Source organism: Dyella sp., assembly GCF_051954575.1.
GTDB lineage: Bacteria > Pseudomonadota > Gammaproteobacteria > Xanthomonadales > Rhodanobacteraceae > Dyella_B.
This window is the reverse complement of the sequence record NZ_JBQCHP010000179.1, coordinates 1-15,287: the sequence shown is the minus strand read 5'-3', so window position 1 is coordinate 15,287 and position 15,287 is coordinate 1. Positions and strand designations below refer to the sequence as shown.

The following is a 15,287-nucleotide window of genomic DNA, read 5'->3' as shown; positions in this document are numbered from 1 at the left end:
TTCCGGCCTTCGCCGGAATGACGGTGAGGTGCTATGGGGCTCGCCTAAATAGACAGACATGCCGCTCCCAGCTGCGGCATCTTATGCAAGCCGCACGCATAGCCACATGCTACGCTTACGCGTCTACCGCACTCATCCTCCAGGGAACCCAACGTGCTGCAAGGCAGGCGTCCGCTTCGATCCGTGACATGGCTGGCGATGCTGGCCATGGCCTTGATCGTGGTGATGCCGGTGCTGTCGCGAAGCATGGCCGGCGCGGCCACTTCCGCCGCCGAGGGCGATTGCCCGGTTCACCAGGCCGACGCTACCAGACACCCGCAGGCACCGGCCGATCCGACCGAGCGCTGCAGCTATTGCGTACTGCTCAATCACACACCGCTGCTCGCTTCCGGCACGGTGGTCTATCTGGCACCGGTCGCGCCCGCCTTGCCGCCGGCATCCATTCATCGCAGCGACGACACGCCTGCATCGCCACGTCTCAGCGCCGCTCCTCGTGGCCCGCCGCACCTGAGCTGACACGCTACGCATGGACGTTGGCCGGCCATCGTGCCGTGCCCGCCATGCGCACTGATAACGCTGCGGGCAGCGTGTGCGATGCGTCGCGCGCGGCCATTGCCCGCGGCCCGCCTTGATTGCGTTGCCGTCTTGGAAGGCGGCAACGGTACAGGAGTTTCCTTTCGATGAGTCCTCATCCACTCCCACGCGCCACCCGCGTGCGATCGCGTCAGCGCCTGACGCTTGCCGCATTGCTTGCCGCCACTGCATTGCCGCCAGCCGTGCAGGCGTGCGCAACCTGCGGCTGCACGCTCAGCACCGACGCCGCCACCGGTTATTCCACCATGTCCGGCTGGCGCATCAATCTCGATTACACCTATATCGACCAGAACCAGCTGCGCCATGGCAGCCGCAAGGCCACGGCCGAACAAGTGGTCGACCAGCCGGCCAATCCCGCGCTGGGCGGCGGAGAAATCGAGAAGAACACCACCAACCGCTACATCAACCTCACCGCGATGTATCGCTTCAATGCGGACTGGGGCGTAAGCATGATCGTGCCGTACGTGATCCGCGATCACAGCACCTATGGCACGCAGTTGCAGCCTTACACGCCGGCGCAAACCGCGCCGGACCAGCTCAGCGGCGCGCACGTCGCCGGCCTGGGTGACATCAAGATCCTGGCCAATTACCAGGGCTTTTTGCCGATGCACAACCTGGGCGTGCAGTTCGGCGTAAAGCTGCCTACCGGTAATTACGGCGGACAGGACGTGGACGGTAATCTTGTCGGCCATCCGGTCACGTTTCGTAACGGCCCCGGCATGGGTCAATCGCTGGATACGGATCTGCAGGCCGGTACCGGCAGCACCGACTTGATCGCTGGCGCGTATTACTACCAGCCGGTGAGCCAGGACTTCGATGCATTCGCCAGCGCGCAATTCCAGGCCGCGGTAAAGGAAAACCTCAACCGGCCGGGCGCCGACTATCGTCCCGGCAACCTCACTACCGTCAGCGTGGGCCTGCGTTATGAAGCGCATGCCAACTGGGTACCGCAGTTGCAGCTCAACTGGTCGCACAAGATGGCCGACCAGGGTTACCTCGCCGACGTGCCGGATACCGAAGGTACCGTGGCCTATCTCAGCCCCGGCATCAGCGCGAGCGTAAGCAGCAACCTGCAGGTGTATGCCTTTGTGCAGGTGCCGATTTACAGCCGCCTGCAGGGCTATCAGGTGTTTCCGGGATGGACGGGAACGGTGGGCGTGAGCATGCGACTTTAGGCTCCCTCCCCTGCTTGCAGAGCCTGCCCCGGACTTGATCCGGGGGGAGGGCTGGGGTGGGGTTGTTCAGGCTTGCCGCACATTTGACGTGCATTGCGAGGTTGCCTCACCCCACCCTAACCCTCCCCTACGCGTAGGGGAGGGAACGTATCGGCAAGAATGAACGACAACTCATGTCCAAACTACTCAACACGTTTCTATCGCGCACATGCATCGCACTGATGCTGTGCCTGGTTGCGCACACCGCATTCGCCAACGACCTGGTCATCGGCCAACCCGCGCCCGACATCACGCTCACCACGCTCGAAGGCAAGCACATCGCCTTGCACGATTTGCGCGGCAAAACGGTGATCCTCACGTTCTGGGCCACCTGGTGCGATCCATGTCGCGACGAGCTGCCCCTGCTCTCGCGCTACGCCAGCGAACACGCCAAGGACGGACTGGTGGTGCTCGGTTTCAGCCTCGACGGGCCGGACAATCTCGACCAGGTGCGCAAGGTCGCCGGCAGCTTGCGTTTTCCGGTCGGCCTGCTGGGCGATCCGCATGTGCCCGGCTACGGACGCATCTGGCATCTGCCGGTGAATTTCACCATCGATCGCAATGGCAAGCTGGTCGACAACGGCTGGAAGGACAAGCAACCGGCGTGGACGCAGCAACGCCTGGATCAGGTGGTGACGCCGCTGTTGAACCGTTCGTAATCGACACGATGCGATAGCTGGGTTGGCATCCCAATCTACTTTTCGGGCAGCGAACGGACGAATGCGAGCGCCGCATCCAGCAGCTTTCGGCGTAGCGCATCGTCGCCATAGGCTTCCGGCGCCGCGCGCACCCAGCCATGCATAGGGCGCTCGCCCATGATCATCGGCACCACGCCGCGCGTCTTCAGCGCCCAGGCGTCGTTGCCCTTGCCCAGCCGCACGAGCAAGCCGTCCTTGCGGGCGCCGCACAGCAGGTTGCCGTTCAACAGCCATGCCCAGCCGCCGAACATGGCCTTGCCGGTAAGGCCGCGCTCATCCTGCAGCTCTTCGTTCAACAGCTCTTCGAGTCCTGGGTCGCGTGCCATGCGTGGGTTCCCATCGGAAGTATGTGCTTAAGGCAACACTGATCAAGTATCACCGTCGTCACCAGCCCTGTCTGTTCGCAGGCCATAGGGCCGTCGGCGAAGGCAGACTGGCCGTCTGTAGTGACGGGTACCTGCGGCAGGCGGACATACAGGGCTGGTGACGACGGTGATACTTGATCAGTGTTGCCTTAAGTCTAGCGTTACACCGGCAGCGCAGTGGTGCGCTTCACTGTGCGCAAGGCCAGCGTCGACTGCACGCGCACCACGCCCGGCAATTGGGTGAGGATCTCGGTATGGATGCGTTCGAAATCCGCCGAGTCGGCATATGCCACACGGACCATGTAGTCGGCCGCGCCGGCCAGCAGACAGCATTCGGTGACTTCCGGATGTTTCTGGATCGCCACCTCGAAGGCGTCGAGCGCCGCTCGGCCTTGCTGGTCCAGCGTCACCAGCACGAAGGCGGTGCCTGACAGGCCGGCAGCCTTTTCGTCCAGCAGCATCACATAACGGGAGATCAGGCCCCGCTCCTCCAGCAGCTTCACCCGGCGCAGGCAGGCGGAGGGGGAAAGATTGATCCGCTGGGCCAGCTCGGCATTGGCCAAGCGACCGTCTTCCTGCAGCAACCGGAGGATGGCGCGGTCGCGTTCGTCCAGGGGCGAAAAAGGATTCGTCATAAATTCTATCTTTGCGTTCATTATTCGCAGTTAATGCGAAAAATTGGCCGATTCATCGGCGTAATGAGCGAGAAATTGCGCAACAGCTCGATCATACTGCGCGCCGCGCCGGTCGCGGAAGGCTGGCGCCGCCACCTTTTCCTACCATCTGTCGAGAGAACCAGTCATGCGCATCGGTGTACCGAAAGAGATCAAGAACCATGAATACCGGGTGGGCCTGGTCCCCTCGTCTGTGCAGGAACTGGTACACCACGGCCATCAGGTGATGGTGCAGAAGGACGCCGGCGTGGGCGCCGGGCTGTCCGATGCCGATTACGTCGCCGCTGGCGCCACCATCGTCGACAGCGCCGACCAGATCTTTGCCGACGCCGACATGATCGTGAAGGTGAAGGAGCCGCTGGCGGTGGAGCGCAAGAAGCTGCGCAAGGGCCAGATCCTTTTCACCTACCTGCACCTGGCGCCCGATGCGGAGCAGACCCGCGACCTGATCGATTCCGGCGCCATCTGCATCGCCTACGAAACCGTCACCGCATCGAACGGCTCGCTGCCGCTGCTGACGCCGATGTCCGAAGTGGCCGGCCGATTGGCGCCGCAGGTTGGCGCGCATGCGCTGGAAAAAGCCCAGGGTGGACGTGGCGTGCTGCTCGGCGGTGTGCCCGGCGTGGCCGCGGCCGAAGTGGTGATTCTCGGCGGTGGCGTGTCCGGTTCGCACGCGGCCAGCATCGCGGTGGGCATGGGCGCGAAGGTGACCGTGGTGGACCGCTCGGCCGAAGCGCTCAAGCGCCTGGCCACGCAGTTCGGCACCTCGATCTCCACCGTGTTCTCCACCCGCTCGGCGATCGAGGAACTGGTGCGCCGCGCCGACCTCTTGATCGGCACGGTGCTGGTGCCGGGTGCCGCGGCGCCCAAGCTGGTGACGCGCGAGATGGTGCGCACGATGAAGCCGGGCGCGGTGATCGTGGACGTCGCCATCGACCAGGGCGGCTGCGTGGAAACCTCGCACGCCACCACGCACTCCGATCCCACCTATGTGGTGGACGGCGTGGTGCATTACTGCGTGGCCAACATGCCGGGCGCGGTGGCGCGCACCTCCACGTTTGCGCTCAACAACGTCACCCTGCCCTTTACGCTCGCGCTGGCCAACCACGGCTGGCAGAAGGCGCTGCAGCAAGACGTGCATCTGCGCAATGGCCTCAACGTGTTCGAAGGCAAGGTCACCTGCGAGCCGGTGGCGCAGGCGCACAACCTGCCGTATACGAAGGCGGAAAGCGTGCTGGGGATGTAACGCTTAGGGATTTACGTTGGTTGATTGAAGGCCGCTGTTCTTTGGAATGGCGGCCTTTTTACTTGGTGAGCTAAACGTTTCTCCTTACTCCACTCTCGCCCCATCGTCATTCCGGCGAAGGCCGGAATCCATCGCCAGGACGAAGCATGGATTCCGGCCTTCGCCGGAATGACGGTGAGGATATTTTGTCGATTCTGCTAATTCCCACTCGTCGCACGGATAGACACCACCACAGGAACGCACGATGAGCCTCAAGCTATACGCCCACCCCTTCTCCTCCTACTGCCAGAAAGTACTGATCGCCCTCTACGAAAACGGCGTCCCCTTCGAGTGGCGCGTACTGTCGAGCGAACAACCGCAGCACTACGCCGAGTTCGCCGCGATGTGGCCGTTCCAGCGCTTCCCGCTGCTGGTCGATGGCGATACGCCGATCATGGAATCGACCATCATCATCGAGCATCTCGCCTTGCATCATCCTGGCCCCGTGTCGCTGCTCCCGGCAAATCCACGCGATGCACTGGAAGTCCGCTTCATGGATCGCTGTTTCGACCTGTACGTATTCGCGCCGCAGCAGAAGATCGTGTCCGATGCGCTGCGTGCGGAAGCCGATCGCGATGCGCATGGCGTGCGCGAAGCGCGCAAGGCGCTCGAAACCGCCTACGCTTGGCTGGACAAAACCATGGCCGATCGCGAATGGGCCGCCGGCGACAGCTTCAGCCTGGCCGATTGCAGCGCGGCGCCGGCGCTGTTCTATGCGGACTGGACGCATCGCATCGATCCGGCGTTCGGCCATCTGCTCGCGTATCGCAAGCGCCTGCTTGCGCGTCCGTCCTTCGCACGCGCGGTGGACGAGGCGCGGCCGTATCGTCCGCTCTTTCCGTTGGGTGCGCCGGATCGCGACTGATCTGGCCGCGCCATTGGCCTGCCCTGCACATCACCCTAACCGCAAGTACGGTTGAATCCCCGTCACCTTCGCAGCGAGGGAAAGCGGCATGCCTGAGCATCCAACCGATCCGCCGGAGCCTGCATTCAGCCGCCGAAATTTTCTGCAGATGATCGGGATGACTGGCATGGCTTCCGGATTCAGATGGTCCAGCGCCCACGCAAGCGCCGTGCATGGCGAGGCGCATGAGCAATCGCCCCGCCACGAGGACATGCGCACGCACGTGAGCATGGTCGTCAACGGCAAGCCGCGGGAACTCACCGTCGACAATCGCATGAGCTTGCTGGATGCGTTGCGCGACGAATTGCAGCTGACCGGCACCAAGAAAGGTTGCGATCACGGCCAGTGCGGCGCGTGTACCGTGCACGTCAACGGTCGCCGCGTGAATGCATGCCTGAGCCTGGCCGCGATGCACGACGGCGATGAGGTGACCACCATCGAAGGCCTCGGCCAGCCTGGCGCATTGCATCCCATGCAACAGGCGTTCGTCGATCACGACGGCTACCAGTGCGGCTATTGCACGCCCGGCCAAATCATGTCCGCGGTGGCTGTGCTGAAGGAAAAATGGGGCGACTCCGATGCGCAACTGCGCGAAGCGATGAGCGGCAACATCTGCCGTTGCGGCGCATATCGCAACATTCTGGCCGCCATCAAGCAGGTACGGCGCGGCTGAGCGAGGTTCGACATGCAGCCATTCGCCTTTTCCCGTGCAAGCGACATCCAGCAGGCGATCCAGGCCGGCGCGCACGCATCCACCGCGCAGCAAGGCGCAGAGGTGCGCTACGTGGCGGGCGGCACCACGCTGGTCGACCTGATGAAGCTGGACGTGGAGCGTCCCGCGCAAGTCGTCGACATCAATCATCTGCCGCTGGATAGAGTGGAAACCACGGCGGACGGCCGCCTGAAGATCGGCGCGCTGGTGCGCAATGCCGATCTTGCCGTGCTGCCGGAGGTGGAACGCAATTATGCGGTGCTGTCGCAGGCACTGCTGGCGGGCGCATCCGGCCAGTTGCGCAACATGGCCACCACCGGCGGCAATCTGCTGCAACGCACGCGCTGCGTGTACTTTCGCGATACCGCCAGCGCATGCAATAAGCGCGAACCCGGCAGCGGCTGCCCGGCCATCGAAGGCTACAACCGCAACCTGGCGATTCTTGGCGTGAGTCCGCATTGCATCGCCACCAACCCTTCGGACATGAACGTCGCGCTGACCGCGCTGGAAGCCACCATCGTGATCCAGGGACGCAAGGGCGAGCGCAGCGTCCCCATCGACGAGTTCTTCCTGCTTCCGGGTGATACGCCGCAGGTGGAAACCGTGATGGAACCCGGCGATCTCATTACGTACGTGCTGCTGCCGAAACCGCAGGCAGGTACACGGTCGCACTATTTGAAGCTGCGCGACCGCGCATCCTACGAGTTCGCACTTGCGTCCGCGGCAGTGGTCGTGACGATGCAAGATGGAAAGATCGCCAACGCACGCATCGCGATGGGCGGCATCGCCACGCGTCCCTGGCGTTCGCACGAAGCCGAACGCGTGCTCACCGGGCAGGCGCCGTCGCCGGCCGTGTTCGAGCACGCCGCGCAGGCGCTGCTGGCGAACGCCAAGCCGCAAAGCCAGAACGGCTTCAAGCTGGAGCTGGCCCGGCGCTGCCTTGCGCACGCGCTCACCCAGGTCACCGCTTGAGGAACCGTCATGGCGCAACGCGAGAACCTCACCACCCTGCCCGTCGTCGGCCGTGCGCACAAGCGCATCGACGGACCGCTGAAAGTAAGCGGCGCCGCGCGCTACAGCTCCGACTTCGCCTTTGCGGACATGCTCTGGGGCGTGCCGGTATGCGCCACCATTGCGAACGGACGCATCGCCAGCATCGACAGCACGGCGGCCGCGCGCATGCCCGGCGTGCAGAAAATCTATACGCACGAAAACATCGGCACGTTCTATCAGGTATCCAAGGCCAGCAAGGCGATGATCGATGAAAAGCGCCCGCCGCTGGACGACGATCGCATCCGCTACTACGGCCAATATGTGGCATTTATCGTGGCCGACACTTACGCACAAGCGCTGGCGGCGGCCAATGCAGTCAAGGTGACCTATACCGATGTGCAAGCGCCTTCCGTGTCCACCAGGCTGAGCGCGGAAAAATCGCCAGAAACGCAGACCGAACGCGGCGATCCCGACGGCGCCTACGCGCGCGCGCCAGTAAAGGTCGACGAAACTTACAGCACGCCCACCGAAACGCATAACCCGATCGAACTGCACGCCAGCGTGGCGCTGTGGGACGGCACGCATTTCACGCTCTACGAAACCACGCAGGCGATCATGAATTACCGCTCGGTGATGGCGCAGATGCTGGGCGTGCCCACCGACAACGTACGCGTGATCACCGAATTTCTCGGCACCGGCTTCGGCGGCAAACTATGGCCGTGGCCACAAGCCCTGTTGGCGGCTTCAGCCGCGCGCGACCTGCATCGCCCGGTGAAGGTGGTGGTATCGCGGCAGATGATGTTCCACAACGTCGGCCATCGTCCGCATACGCAACAGCGCCTGCGCATCGCTGCGGAAAAGGACGGCCGTCTCGTCTCGCTGCAGCACGACTACATCGACCATCGCTCGCCGGGTTCCGATTATCAGGAGGACTGCGGCGAAGCCACCGGCTTTCTCTACAGCACGCCTAACCTGCGCGTCACCGGCGCGTACGCCGAACGCAACGTAGGCGTCGGCACGTCCATGCGCGGCCCCGGCAAGGTGCCCGGCTCCTTCGCCTTGGAATCGGCGATGGACGAACTGGCGATTGCGCTGCGCATGGATCCAATCGAGTTTCGCCTGAAGAATGAACCGGCCAAGGACGAGATGAAGAACATCCCGTTCTCGTCGCGCCACTTGCCCGAATGCCTTACGCGCGGCGCCGAACTGTTCGGCTGGTCGCGCCGCAACCCCGCTGTCGGCTCCATGCGCGATGGCGACAGCGTGCTCGGCTGGGGCGTGGCTGCCTGCACCTGGATGGCCGAACGCTTCAATGCGGAAGCGAAAATCACCCTGTTCAACAACGGCAGTGTGCGCGTGGCCAGCGGCACGCAGGATATCGGCACCGGCACTTACACCGTCATCGCGCAAATGGCGGCGGGCCTCACCGGCGTCGACGTCGATGCGGTAAACGTCGTCATCGGCGACAGCAATCTTCCGCCTGGCCCGTGGTCCGGCGGCTCCATGGCCACCGGCTCGATGGTGCCTGCGCTGGTCGAAGCGGTCGGGCAAGCCGGCGAGCAGTTGATCAAGCTCGCCATGGACGACGAACACTTCAAAGGTGTGGATGCCACGCAGCTCGCCTTCAGCGAAGGCAAAGTGCACCGCAAGGATCAAAGCCCCTCTGCGGGCCGGCATTTCCGCGACATTCTCGACCAGGCGCGCGTCGCGCAAGTCGAAGGCCACGGCAAGGCCAAGGCGACGTTCGGCCAGAAACAAAAGGAATACTCCACCCATTCTTTCGGTGCGCATTTCGCCGAAGTGGCATGGCAACCGCACTTGGCACGCCTGCGCGTCACGCGCTCGGTCACGGTGATCGACGCCGGCCGCATCATCAATCCGCTCACCGGCCGCAACCAGATCGAAGGCGCAGTGGTGATGGGCATCGGCATGGCGATGTTCGAGGAAGCGTTGTACGACGCACGCAACGGCAAGGTGGTGAACAGCAACCTGGCCGACTACATCATGACCAGCCACGCGGACATGCCGCCGCAGATGGATGTGGAGTTTCTGGATTATCCCGACACGCGCTTCAACGCGATGGGCGCGCGGGGGATTGGCGAAATCGGCTTGGCGGGGATTGCGGCGGCGATTGCCAACGGGGTTTATCACGCGACGGGCGTGCGGGTCAGGGATTTGCCGATACGGGTTGAGGAGTTGTTAGTGTCGAAGGTGGCGTGAGGAAGCGTTTTTCGCGGCGTAACCTCATTTGTAGGTTGGGGTGCAAACCCCAACATTGCCATGCATGGACGGGGGACAATGACGAATTGCGCGAGCCGTCAAGATGACGACCGTTGGGGTTTGCACCCCAACCTACGACGTCCATCCGGCCCATGCACACCGCGCTGAAGAGAGGCTCCCTCCCCTGCATACAGGGGAGGGAAAGTCACCGGTCATGTGTTCTTGTGACTTTGCCTGCCGGCCTCGGCGTGCTGCTCGCTGCTACCGCCGCGAGAACTGGCGCCGGTGGAACGTGAGCCACCGCCATGGCTGTTTTCGCCGCCTTTGCGGCCGATATCCGCCATATGGCTGCGATCCTCGCTCACCGCCTCGCCACCCTTCTGGCCGATGGCGGACATATGCTGGCGATCCTGGCTTACCGCCTCACCGCCTTTGCGGCCGGCTTCGCGGGCTTCTTCTGAGGAAAACTCATGGGCGTGGCCACTTTCGTGCGCCGCACGTCCACCCTGGCTCGCGATCTCGCGTTGCCGCGATTCGTCCATGCCGGCGAATCCACGTCCGCCACCTTGTCCACCGCGATTGTTGTCTGAACTTTGATTTGCCATTGTTGTAACTCCAAAGAAAAACAGGACAGCGCACGACACGCTCTTGTGTCGCACCAGGCGATCATGGCGTTACTCATCTGTACTCGAAGTCTTGCTGCGGTGAAAAAGAGTTCAACATCAGCAGGCAAGCGCCTGTGAGGATTGCAGCGGAAGCGCGCGTCATGTCGGAGGGGGAGTCGGAAGGCGCGGCGCTTCCACTGCAAAGGGGTCAATACAACGAGGCATCGTCCACGCCATCGGTCGGCGTGGCCGTTGCGGTATCGACATCGGGTAACCGTCTGCTGGCGTGGCGCACGCTGCGCACAACACGGAAATCGTCATGCACGTCGACCCCGAGCATGTCGAAGACTTCATCGAAGGAGGTACGTTCGCCCAGCAGCGAAGGGTCGGCATCGTAGCCGGCGATGGCCTGGCGATATTGCGCGCGCAGGCGTTCCCAGGTGCCGTCCTGGTCAGGCTGCGCATCCAGTAGCGTACGCAGCACCGTGACGATGGCCCGGGTGGTGCCCGCCAGGGAAATGGTGTCCTCTTTCATGGGGTCAACCTCGTACGCGGAGGATTGCCGCAAAAGCATGCATCGTTCGGCAGGAAGAGACTGTCGCCGGGGCATGAACAAACTCATCGACACCGCAGTTTTCCATGCACGCATACGCACCCTTTGCACGGCGCGCTCTCTAGCATCGGTCATGCAATCAACCGGAAACCGCGACCTTGGACGCCAAGTACAACGTCTCTGCCGCCGATCGTGCCAACGAGATGGCCATGCGCGAAATGCGCGCCGTGCTGGATGGCAAGCGCCGTGGCATGGCCGCGCTGCTGCCGTTTGCCGGTCCGGCCATCGTGGTGTCGGTGGCGTACATGGACCCGGGCAATTTCGCCACCAACATCCAGGCCGGTGCGCGCTATGGCTACGGCCTGCTGTGGGTGGTGCTGGCGGCGAACCTGATCGCCATGCTGTTCCAGGGCTTGTCCGCCAGGTTGGGCATTGTCACGGGCAGGAACCTGGCGGAGCTTTGCCGCGAAAATTTTCCCAAGCCGCTGGTCGGGCTGATGTGGATCGTGAGCGAGATCGCCGCGATGGCCACCGATCTTGCCGAGTTTCTTGGCGGCGCGATCGGCATCGCCCTGATTTTTGGCCTGCCGTTGTGGGCCGGCATGCTGGTCACCGGGGTGATGACGTATGCCTTGCTGCTGCTGGAAGGCGGTGGATTTCGGCGGCTTGAACTGGCCATCGGCGCGCTGGTGGGCATCGTCGGCCTGTCGTACCTGTTGGAACTTTTCATCGTACCGGTGGATTGGCTGCACGCCGGCCGCCAGTTGCTGGCGCCGCAATGGCAGGATTCGCAAGCCTTGCTGCTCGCCGCCGGCATCATCGGTGCAACGGTGATGCCGCACGCGCTGTTTTTGCATTCGGGACTGACGCAACGCCGTTTTCCTTCGGTATCCCCGCATGAGCGCAAGCGCGTGTTGCGCTACTCGAGCATCGAAGTGAGCGTTGCGCTCGGCATCGCCGGGTTGATCAACGTGTCGATGGTGCTGATGGCCTCGGGCGCTTTCCATGCCGGGCATCGCGACGTGGCCGAAATCCAGGCCGCGTATCACAGCCTTACGCCCTTGCTCGGCTCGGCCGCGGCGACGTTATTCCTGGTGTCGCTGATCGCCTCGGGCCTGTCCAGCTCGGTCGTTGGCACGATGGCGGGGCAGTTGGTGATGCAAGGTTTCGTCGGCATGCAGATACCGCTGTGGTTCCGCCGGCTGGTCACCATGCTACCCAGCTTCGTGGTGGTCTATCTCGGCATGAACGCCACGCAGGCGCTGGTGCTGAGCCAGGTGGTGCTGAGCATCGCGCTGCCGTTTCCGATGCTGGCGCTGGTGTGGTTCGTGCGCGACAAAAAGATCATGGGCAACGATCGCAGCGGCGCGTGGATGTGGTTGACGACGATTGCCTGCGCCGCGTTCGTGATCGCGCTCAATGTGATGCTGTTGCTGCGCTTCTGATCGCGCATTCTCGACACACGGTTGACCGCACCTCGACCGCTACGCGCCCACATTAGCGCCGCGAAAGCGTGTATCGCCTCCGCACTGCACATCGACCCCAAGACACATCAAGCTCCGAAGCGGCTGCCTGCCAGGTGCCGCAACTCATACGATCTACGGAGAATCACACCATGTTTTCTCACAACAAGCGGTTGCAGTATTCCGTCCACGTCGCCGAATGCAATCCCGGACTGGCCAATTTGATGCTGGAGCAATTCGGTGGCCCGCAAGGCGAACTGGCCGCCGCCATGCGCTACTTCACCCAGGCCCTGGCCGAGGAAGATCCCGGCCGCAAGGACATGCTGATGGATATCGCCACCGAAGAGCTGAGCCATCTGGAGGTGATCGGCTCGATCGTCGCCATGCTCAACCGCGGCGCCAAGGGCGAACTGGCCGAAGGGGTGGCCGAGGCCGCGGATCTGTATCGCTCATTGCAAGGCGCCGGCAACGATTCGCACGTCACGCAGGTTCTCTACGGCGGCGGCCCCGCGCTGACCAATTCCGGCGGTGTGCCGTGGAGCGCGGCGTACATCGATTCCATCGGCGACCCCACCTGCGATCTGCGTTCGAACATCGCCGCCGAAGCGCGCGCGAAGATCATCTACGAGCGCTTGATCAACGTGACCGACGATCCGGGTGTGAAGGATGCCTTAGGGTTCCTGATGACGCGCGAGATCGCACACCAGCTATCGTTCGAAAAGGCGCTCTACGCCATCGAACCTAACTTTCCGCCCGGCAAACTGCCCGGCAAGGACGGGTTTGCGCATGTGTACGTGAACACCTCGCAGGGCGAAGGCGATACGCGCGGCCCGTGGAACAGCGACGAGAATTTCAAATACATCAGCAATATCGATGAGTTCGTGGCGATGGACGGCGGCGACGGCCACGCGCAGGTGAAGCTGGATTCGGAAGACCAGGCCTGCGTGCGAGCGTTTGCGACGCGTACGGCGTCGAATACGGAAAGCAATCCGACCACCGGTGCAGAGTTGGGCGGGCGTTGATGCAGAGAACGCCCACATAGGTTGGGCTGAGCCCCGGACTTGATCCGGGGCTCTACCCAACCTACGAGGAAATCCGGGTATCGCCATGCATGCGCAAGCGCAGCGCATTGCCGACGACCGATACCGACGACAGACTCATCGCCAGCGCCGCGATCATTGGCGACAGCGTGATGCCGAACAGCGGATACAGCACTCCGGCCGCCAGCGGTACGCCAACCGCGTTATAGACGAAGGCGAAGAACAGATTCTGGCGAACGTTCTTCACCGTCGCGGCCGATAGCATGCGTGCACGCAAAATGCCGCCGAGCTGTCCTTTCACCAAGGTCACCTGCGCGGTTTCCATCGCCACGTCGGTGCCGTGGCCCATGGCGATGCCGATGTCCGCCGCCGCCAAGGCTGGCGCATCGTTGATGCCGTCACCGGCCATCGCCACCCGCCTGCCCTGCTTGCGCAAGTTGTCGATCACAGCGGCCTTGCCGGCAGGTGAAACGCCGGCGTGCACTTCGTCGATCGCCAGCGTGCGCGCCACCGCCTGCGCGGTGGTGGCGTGATCGCCGGTCAGCATCACGATATGCATGCCGGCTGCCTTCAGGCTGGCGAGCGCTTGCGGCGTATCGGCCTTGATGCGATCGCTGACGCCGAACACGCCGGCGGCCTTGCCGTCGATGGCCAGGAACATCGCGGTGGCGCCCTCGCCGCGCAGGCGTTCGGCCTTGGCCAGCGTCTCCGCCGACAGCATGACGTGCATCTGCTCCATCAGCTGCGCGTTGCCGAACACCAGCTGCCGCCCTTGCGCCTGCCCGCTAACGCCGCCACCGACGTGCGCCTGGAAATCGGTGGCCGCGGGAACACCCACGCCCTCGTCTTTCGCCGCAGCGACGATCGCCCTGGCCAACGGATGTTCGCTCGCCTGTTCCAGGCTGGCGGCCAGACCGAGCAGGTGTGCGCGCTCGTGCTGATCCAGCGTAAGGAGCGTGGTGAGCGACGGCTTGCCTTCGGTCAAGGTGCCGGTCTTGTCCAGCACCAGCGTGTCGACCTCGCGCATCGCCTCGATCGCGCCGGCGTCCTTGAACAGCAAACCCTGCTGCGCACCGCGGCCGCTCGCCACCATGATCGAGATCGGCGTGGCCAGGCCCAGCGCGCAGGGACAGGCGATGATCAGCACCGACACCGCGGCGATCAATGCATGCGCCAGGCGCGGTTCCGGCCCGAGCCAGGTCCAGCCGGCGAAGGCCAGCACGGCCACTGCGATCACCACCGGCACGAACCACGCGGCCACACGATCGGCCACCCGCTGCAGCGGCGCCTTGCTGCGCTGCGCCTGCGCCACTTGCGCGACGATCTGCGACAGCACCGTGGCGGCGCCGACTTTCTCCACCCGCATGGTCAAGGCACCTTGCTGGTTGACCGTGCCACCGGTGAGCGGATCGCCTTCGCTCTTGCTTACTGGCATGGATTCGCCGGTGAGCATCGATTCGTCCACCTGGCTGTGGCCGCTCAACACGATGCCATCCACCGGCACTTTTTCGCCGGGACGTATGCGCAAGACGTCGCCGGCCTGCACCTGATCCAGCGGCACGTCGTGCTCTTCGCCGTCGGACAAGCGATGCGCGATTTTCGGCACCAGGCCCAGCAAAGCCTTCAACGCGGCGCTGGTGCGCCGGCGCGCGCGCCACTCCAGGAAATCGCCCAGCGTCACCAGCGTGACGATCACCGCGGCCGATTCGAAGTACACGCCGACGCGGCCATGCATGTCGCGAAAGCCCAGTGGAAAGATCGACGGCGCCAGGAACGCCAATGCGCTGTAGAGCCACGCCACGCCGGTACCCAGCGCGATCAGCGTATACATGTTCGGTTGCCACGGTTTGAGCGAGCGCCAGCCGCGCGCGAAGAACGGCGCACCGCCCCACAGCACCACCACCGTCGCGAGCAGGGCTTCCATCCATCCCGCCGCGCCTGACCATGCCTGCGGCAGACGCATGTCC

General features: G+C 63.7%; 14 protein-coding genes and 1 pseudogene. 10 read left to right on the top strand and 5 right to left on the bottom strand.

The features are described 5' to 3' along the window. Positions 1–153: 153 nt before the first annotated feature. The 3 genes from ACTHNE_RS20640 (at position 154) to ACTHNE_RS20630 (ending at position 2,467) form a co-directional block, all read left to right on the top strand. Positions 154–516, top strand: coding sequence for a DUF2946 family protein (locus ACTHNE_RS20640; protein ID WP_440270192.1), 363 nt, complete (start codon positions 154–156; stop codon positions 514–516). Between the two features lie 164 nt (positions 517–680). Then, on the top strand, positions 681–1,769 hold the full coding sequence (locus ACTHNE_RS20635) for a transporter (protein ID WP_440270191.1): 1,089 nt from the start codon (positions 681–683) through the stop codon (positions 1,767–1,769). A 173-nt stretch (positions 1,770–1,942) separates the two neighbouring features. Further along, positions 1,943–2,467 (top strand): peroxiredoxin family protein, encoded by a 525-nt coding sequence (locus tag ACTHNE_RS20630; protein ID WP_440270190.1) that lies wholly within the window; start codon positions 1,943–1,945, stop codon positions 2,465–2,467. A 35-nt stretch (positions 2,468–2,502) separates the two neighbouring features. Here ACTHNE_RS20630 and ACTHNE_RS20625 read toward each other — a convergent pair whose 3' ends face one another. Both ACTHNE_RS20625 and ACTHNE_RS20620 read right to left on the bottom strand, forming a co-directional pair. Then, positions 2,503–2,832, bottom strand: a complete 330-nt coding sequence (locus ACTHNE_RS20625; RefSeq protein ID WP_324947903.1) for a TfoX/Sxy family protein — start codon at positions 2,830–2,832, stop codon at positions 2,503–2,505. Between the two features lie 200 nt (positions 2,833–3,032). Next, positions 3,033–3,506 carry an Lrp/AsnC family transcriptional regulator gene (locus tag ACTHNE_RS20620; RefSeq protein WP_324939458.1) on the bottom strand — a complete coding sequence of 158 codons (474 nt, stop codon included), beginning with the start codon at positions 3,504–3,506 and terminating at the stop codon, positions 3,033–3,035. Positions 3,507–3,672: 166 nt separating this feature from the next. Between ACTHNE_RS20620 and ald the strand changes: the two genes are divergently transcribed. The 5 genes and pseudogenes from ald to ACTHNE_RS20595 all read left to right on the top strand — a co-directional run bounded on the left by ald (position 3,673) and on the right by ACTHNE_RS20595 (position 9,659). Continuing rightward, positions 3,673–4,791 (top strand): alanine dehydrogenase, encoded by a 1,119-nt coding sequence (gene ald, locus ACTHNE_RS20615; RefSeq protein ID WP_324939461.1) that lies wholly within the window; start codon positions 3,673–3,675, stop codon positions 4,789–4,791. Positions 4,792–5,035: 244 nt separating this feature from the next. Then, complete coding sequence (locus tag ACTHNE_RS20610; protein ID WP_324939465.1) at positions 5,036–5,695, top strand: glutathione S-transferase family protein; 660 nt, start codon at positions 5,036–5,038, stop codon at positions 5,693–5,695. Between the two features lie 268 nt (positions 5,696–5,963). Further along, positions 5,964–6,407: pseudogene (locus ACTHNE_RS20605) on the top strand ((2Fe-2S)-binding protein); the annotation flags it as partial. Between the two features lie 12 nt (positions 6,408–6,419). Next, on the top strand, positions 6,420–7,418 hold the full coding sequence (locus tag ACTHNE_RS20600; protein WP_440270189.1) for an FAD binding domain-containing protein: 999 nt from the start codon (positions 6,420–6,422) through the stop codon (positions 7,416–7,418). Between the two features lie 9 nt (positions 7,419–7,427). Further along, complete coding sequence (locus ACTHNE_RS20595) at positions 7,428–9,659, top strand: xanthine dehydrogenase family protein molybdopterin-binding subunit (protein ID WP_324939474.1); 2,232 nt, start codon at positions 7,428–7,430, stop codon at positions 9,657–9,659. Positions 9,660–9,871: 212 nt separating this feature from the next. Here the strand turns inward: ACTHNE_RS20595 and ACTHNE_RS20590 are convergent, their stop codons facing one another. Together ACTHNE_RS20590 and ACTHNE_RS20585 are read right to left on the bottom strand one after the other, a co-directional pair. After that, on the bottom strand, positions 9,872–10,264 hold the full coding sequence (locus ACTHNE_RS20590) for a KGG domain-containing protein (protein ID WP_324939477.1): 393 nt from the start codon (positions 10,262–10,264) through the stop codon (positions 9,872–9,874). Between the two features lie 208 nt (positions 10,265–10,472). Continuing rightward, positions 10,473–10,799, bottom strand: a complete 327-nt coding sequence (locus tag ACTHNE_RS20585; RefSeq protein ID WP_324939481.1) for a hypothetical protein — start codon at positions 10,797–10,799, stop codon at positions 10,473–10,475. A gap of 176 nt (positions 10,800–10,975) precedes the next feature. Here ACTHNE_RS20585 and ACTHNE_RS20580 point away from each other — a divergent pair, with 176 nt between their 5' ends. After that, positions 10,976–12,262, top strand: a complete 1,287-nt coding sequence (locus ACTHNE_RS20580; RefSeq protein WP_324939485.1) for an Nramp family divalent metal transporter — start codon at positions 10,976–10,978, stop codon at positions 12,260–12,262. Positions 12,263–12,432: 170 nt separating this feature from the next. Continuing rightward, on the top strand, positions 12,433–13,302 hold the full coding sequence (locus ACTHNE_RS20575; RefSeq protein WP_324939487.1) for a manganese catalase family protein: 870 nt from the start codon (positions 12,433–12,435) through the stop codon (positions 13,300–13,302). A 61-nt stretch (positions 13,303–13,363) separates the two neighbouring features. Here the strand turns inward: ACTHNE_RS20575 and ACTHNE_RS20570 are convergent, their stop codons facing one another. Then, on the bottom strand, positions 13,364–15,283 hold the full coding sequence (locus ACTHNE_RS20570) for a copper-translocating P-type ATPase (protein ID WP_440270217.1): 1,920 nt from the start codon (positions 15,281–15,283) through the stop codon (positions 13,364–13,366). Positions 15,284–15,287: the final 4 nt, after the last annotated feature.

What these genes read in the sequence shown, in the direction of transcription:
- ald (WP_324939461.1), top strand. Translation starts at nt 3,673, where the DNA reads ATGCGCATCGGTGTACCGAAAGAGATCAAGAACCATGAATACCGGGTG.
- ACTHNE_RS20570 (WP_440270217.1), bottom strand. Translation starts at nt 15,283, where the DNA reads ATGCGTCTGCCGCAGGCATGGTCAGGCGCGGCGGGATGGATGGAAGCC.
- ACTHNE_RS20595 (WP_324939474.1), top strand. Translation starts at nt 7,428, where the DNA reads ATGGCGCAACGCGAGAACCTCACCACCCTGCCCGTCGTCGGCCGTGCG.
- ACTHNE_RS20590 (WP_324939477.1), bottom strand. Translation starts at nt 10,264, where the DNA reads ATGGCAAATCAAAGTTCAGACAACAATCGCGGTGGACAAGGTGGCGGA.
- ACTHNE_RS20625 (WP_324947903.1), bottom strand. Translation starts at nt 2,832, where the DNA reads ATGGCACGCGACCCAGGACTCGAAGAGCTGTTGAACGAAGAGCTGCAG.
- ACTHNE_RS20620 (WP_324939458.1), bottom strand. Translation starts at nt 3,506, where the DNA reads ATGACGAATCCTTTTTCGCCCCTGGACGAACGCGACCGCGCCATCCTC.
- ACTHNE_RS20610 (WP_324939465.1), top strand. Translation starts at nt 5,036, where the DNA reads ATGAGCCTCAAGCTATACGCCCACCCCTTCTCCTCCTACTGCCAGAAA.
- ACTHNE_RS20575 (WP_324939487.1), top strand. Translation starts at nt 12,433, where the DNA reads ATGTTTTCTCACAACAAGCGGTTGCAGTATTCCGTCCACGTCGCCGAA.
- ACTHNE_RS20600 (WP_440270189.1), top strand. Translation starts at nt 6,420, where the DNA reads ATGCAGCCATTCGCCTTTTCCCGTGCAAGCGACATCCAGCAGGCGATC.
- ACTHNE_RS20635 (WP_440270191.1), top strand. Translation starts at nt 681, where the DNA reads ATGAGTCCTCATCCACTCCCACGCGCCACCCGCGTGCGATCGCGTCAG.
- ACTHNE_RS20585 (WP_324939481.1), bottom strand. Translation starts at nt 10,799, where the DNA reads ATGAAAGAGGACACCATTTCCCTGGCGGGCACCACCCGGGCCATCGTC.
- ACTHNE_RS20630 (WP_440270190.1), top strand. Translation starts at nt 1,943, where the DNA reads ATGTCCAAACTACTCAACACGTTTCTATCGCGCACATGCATCGCACTG.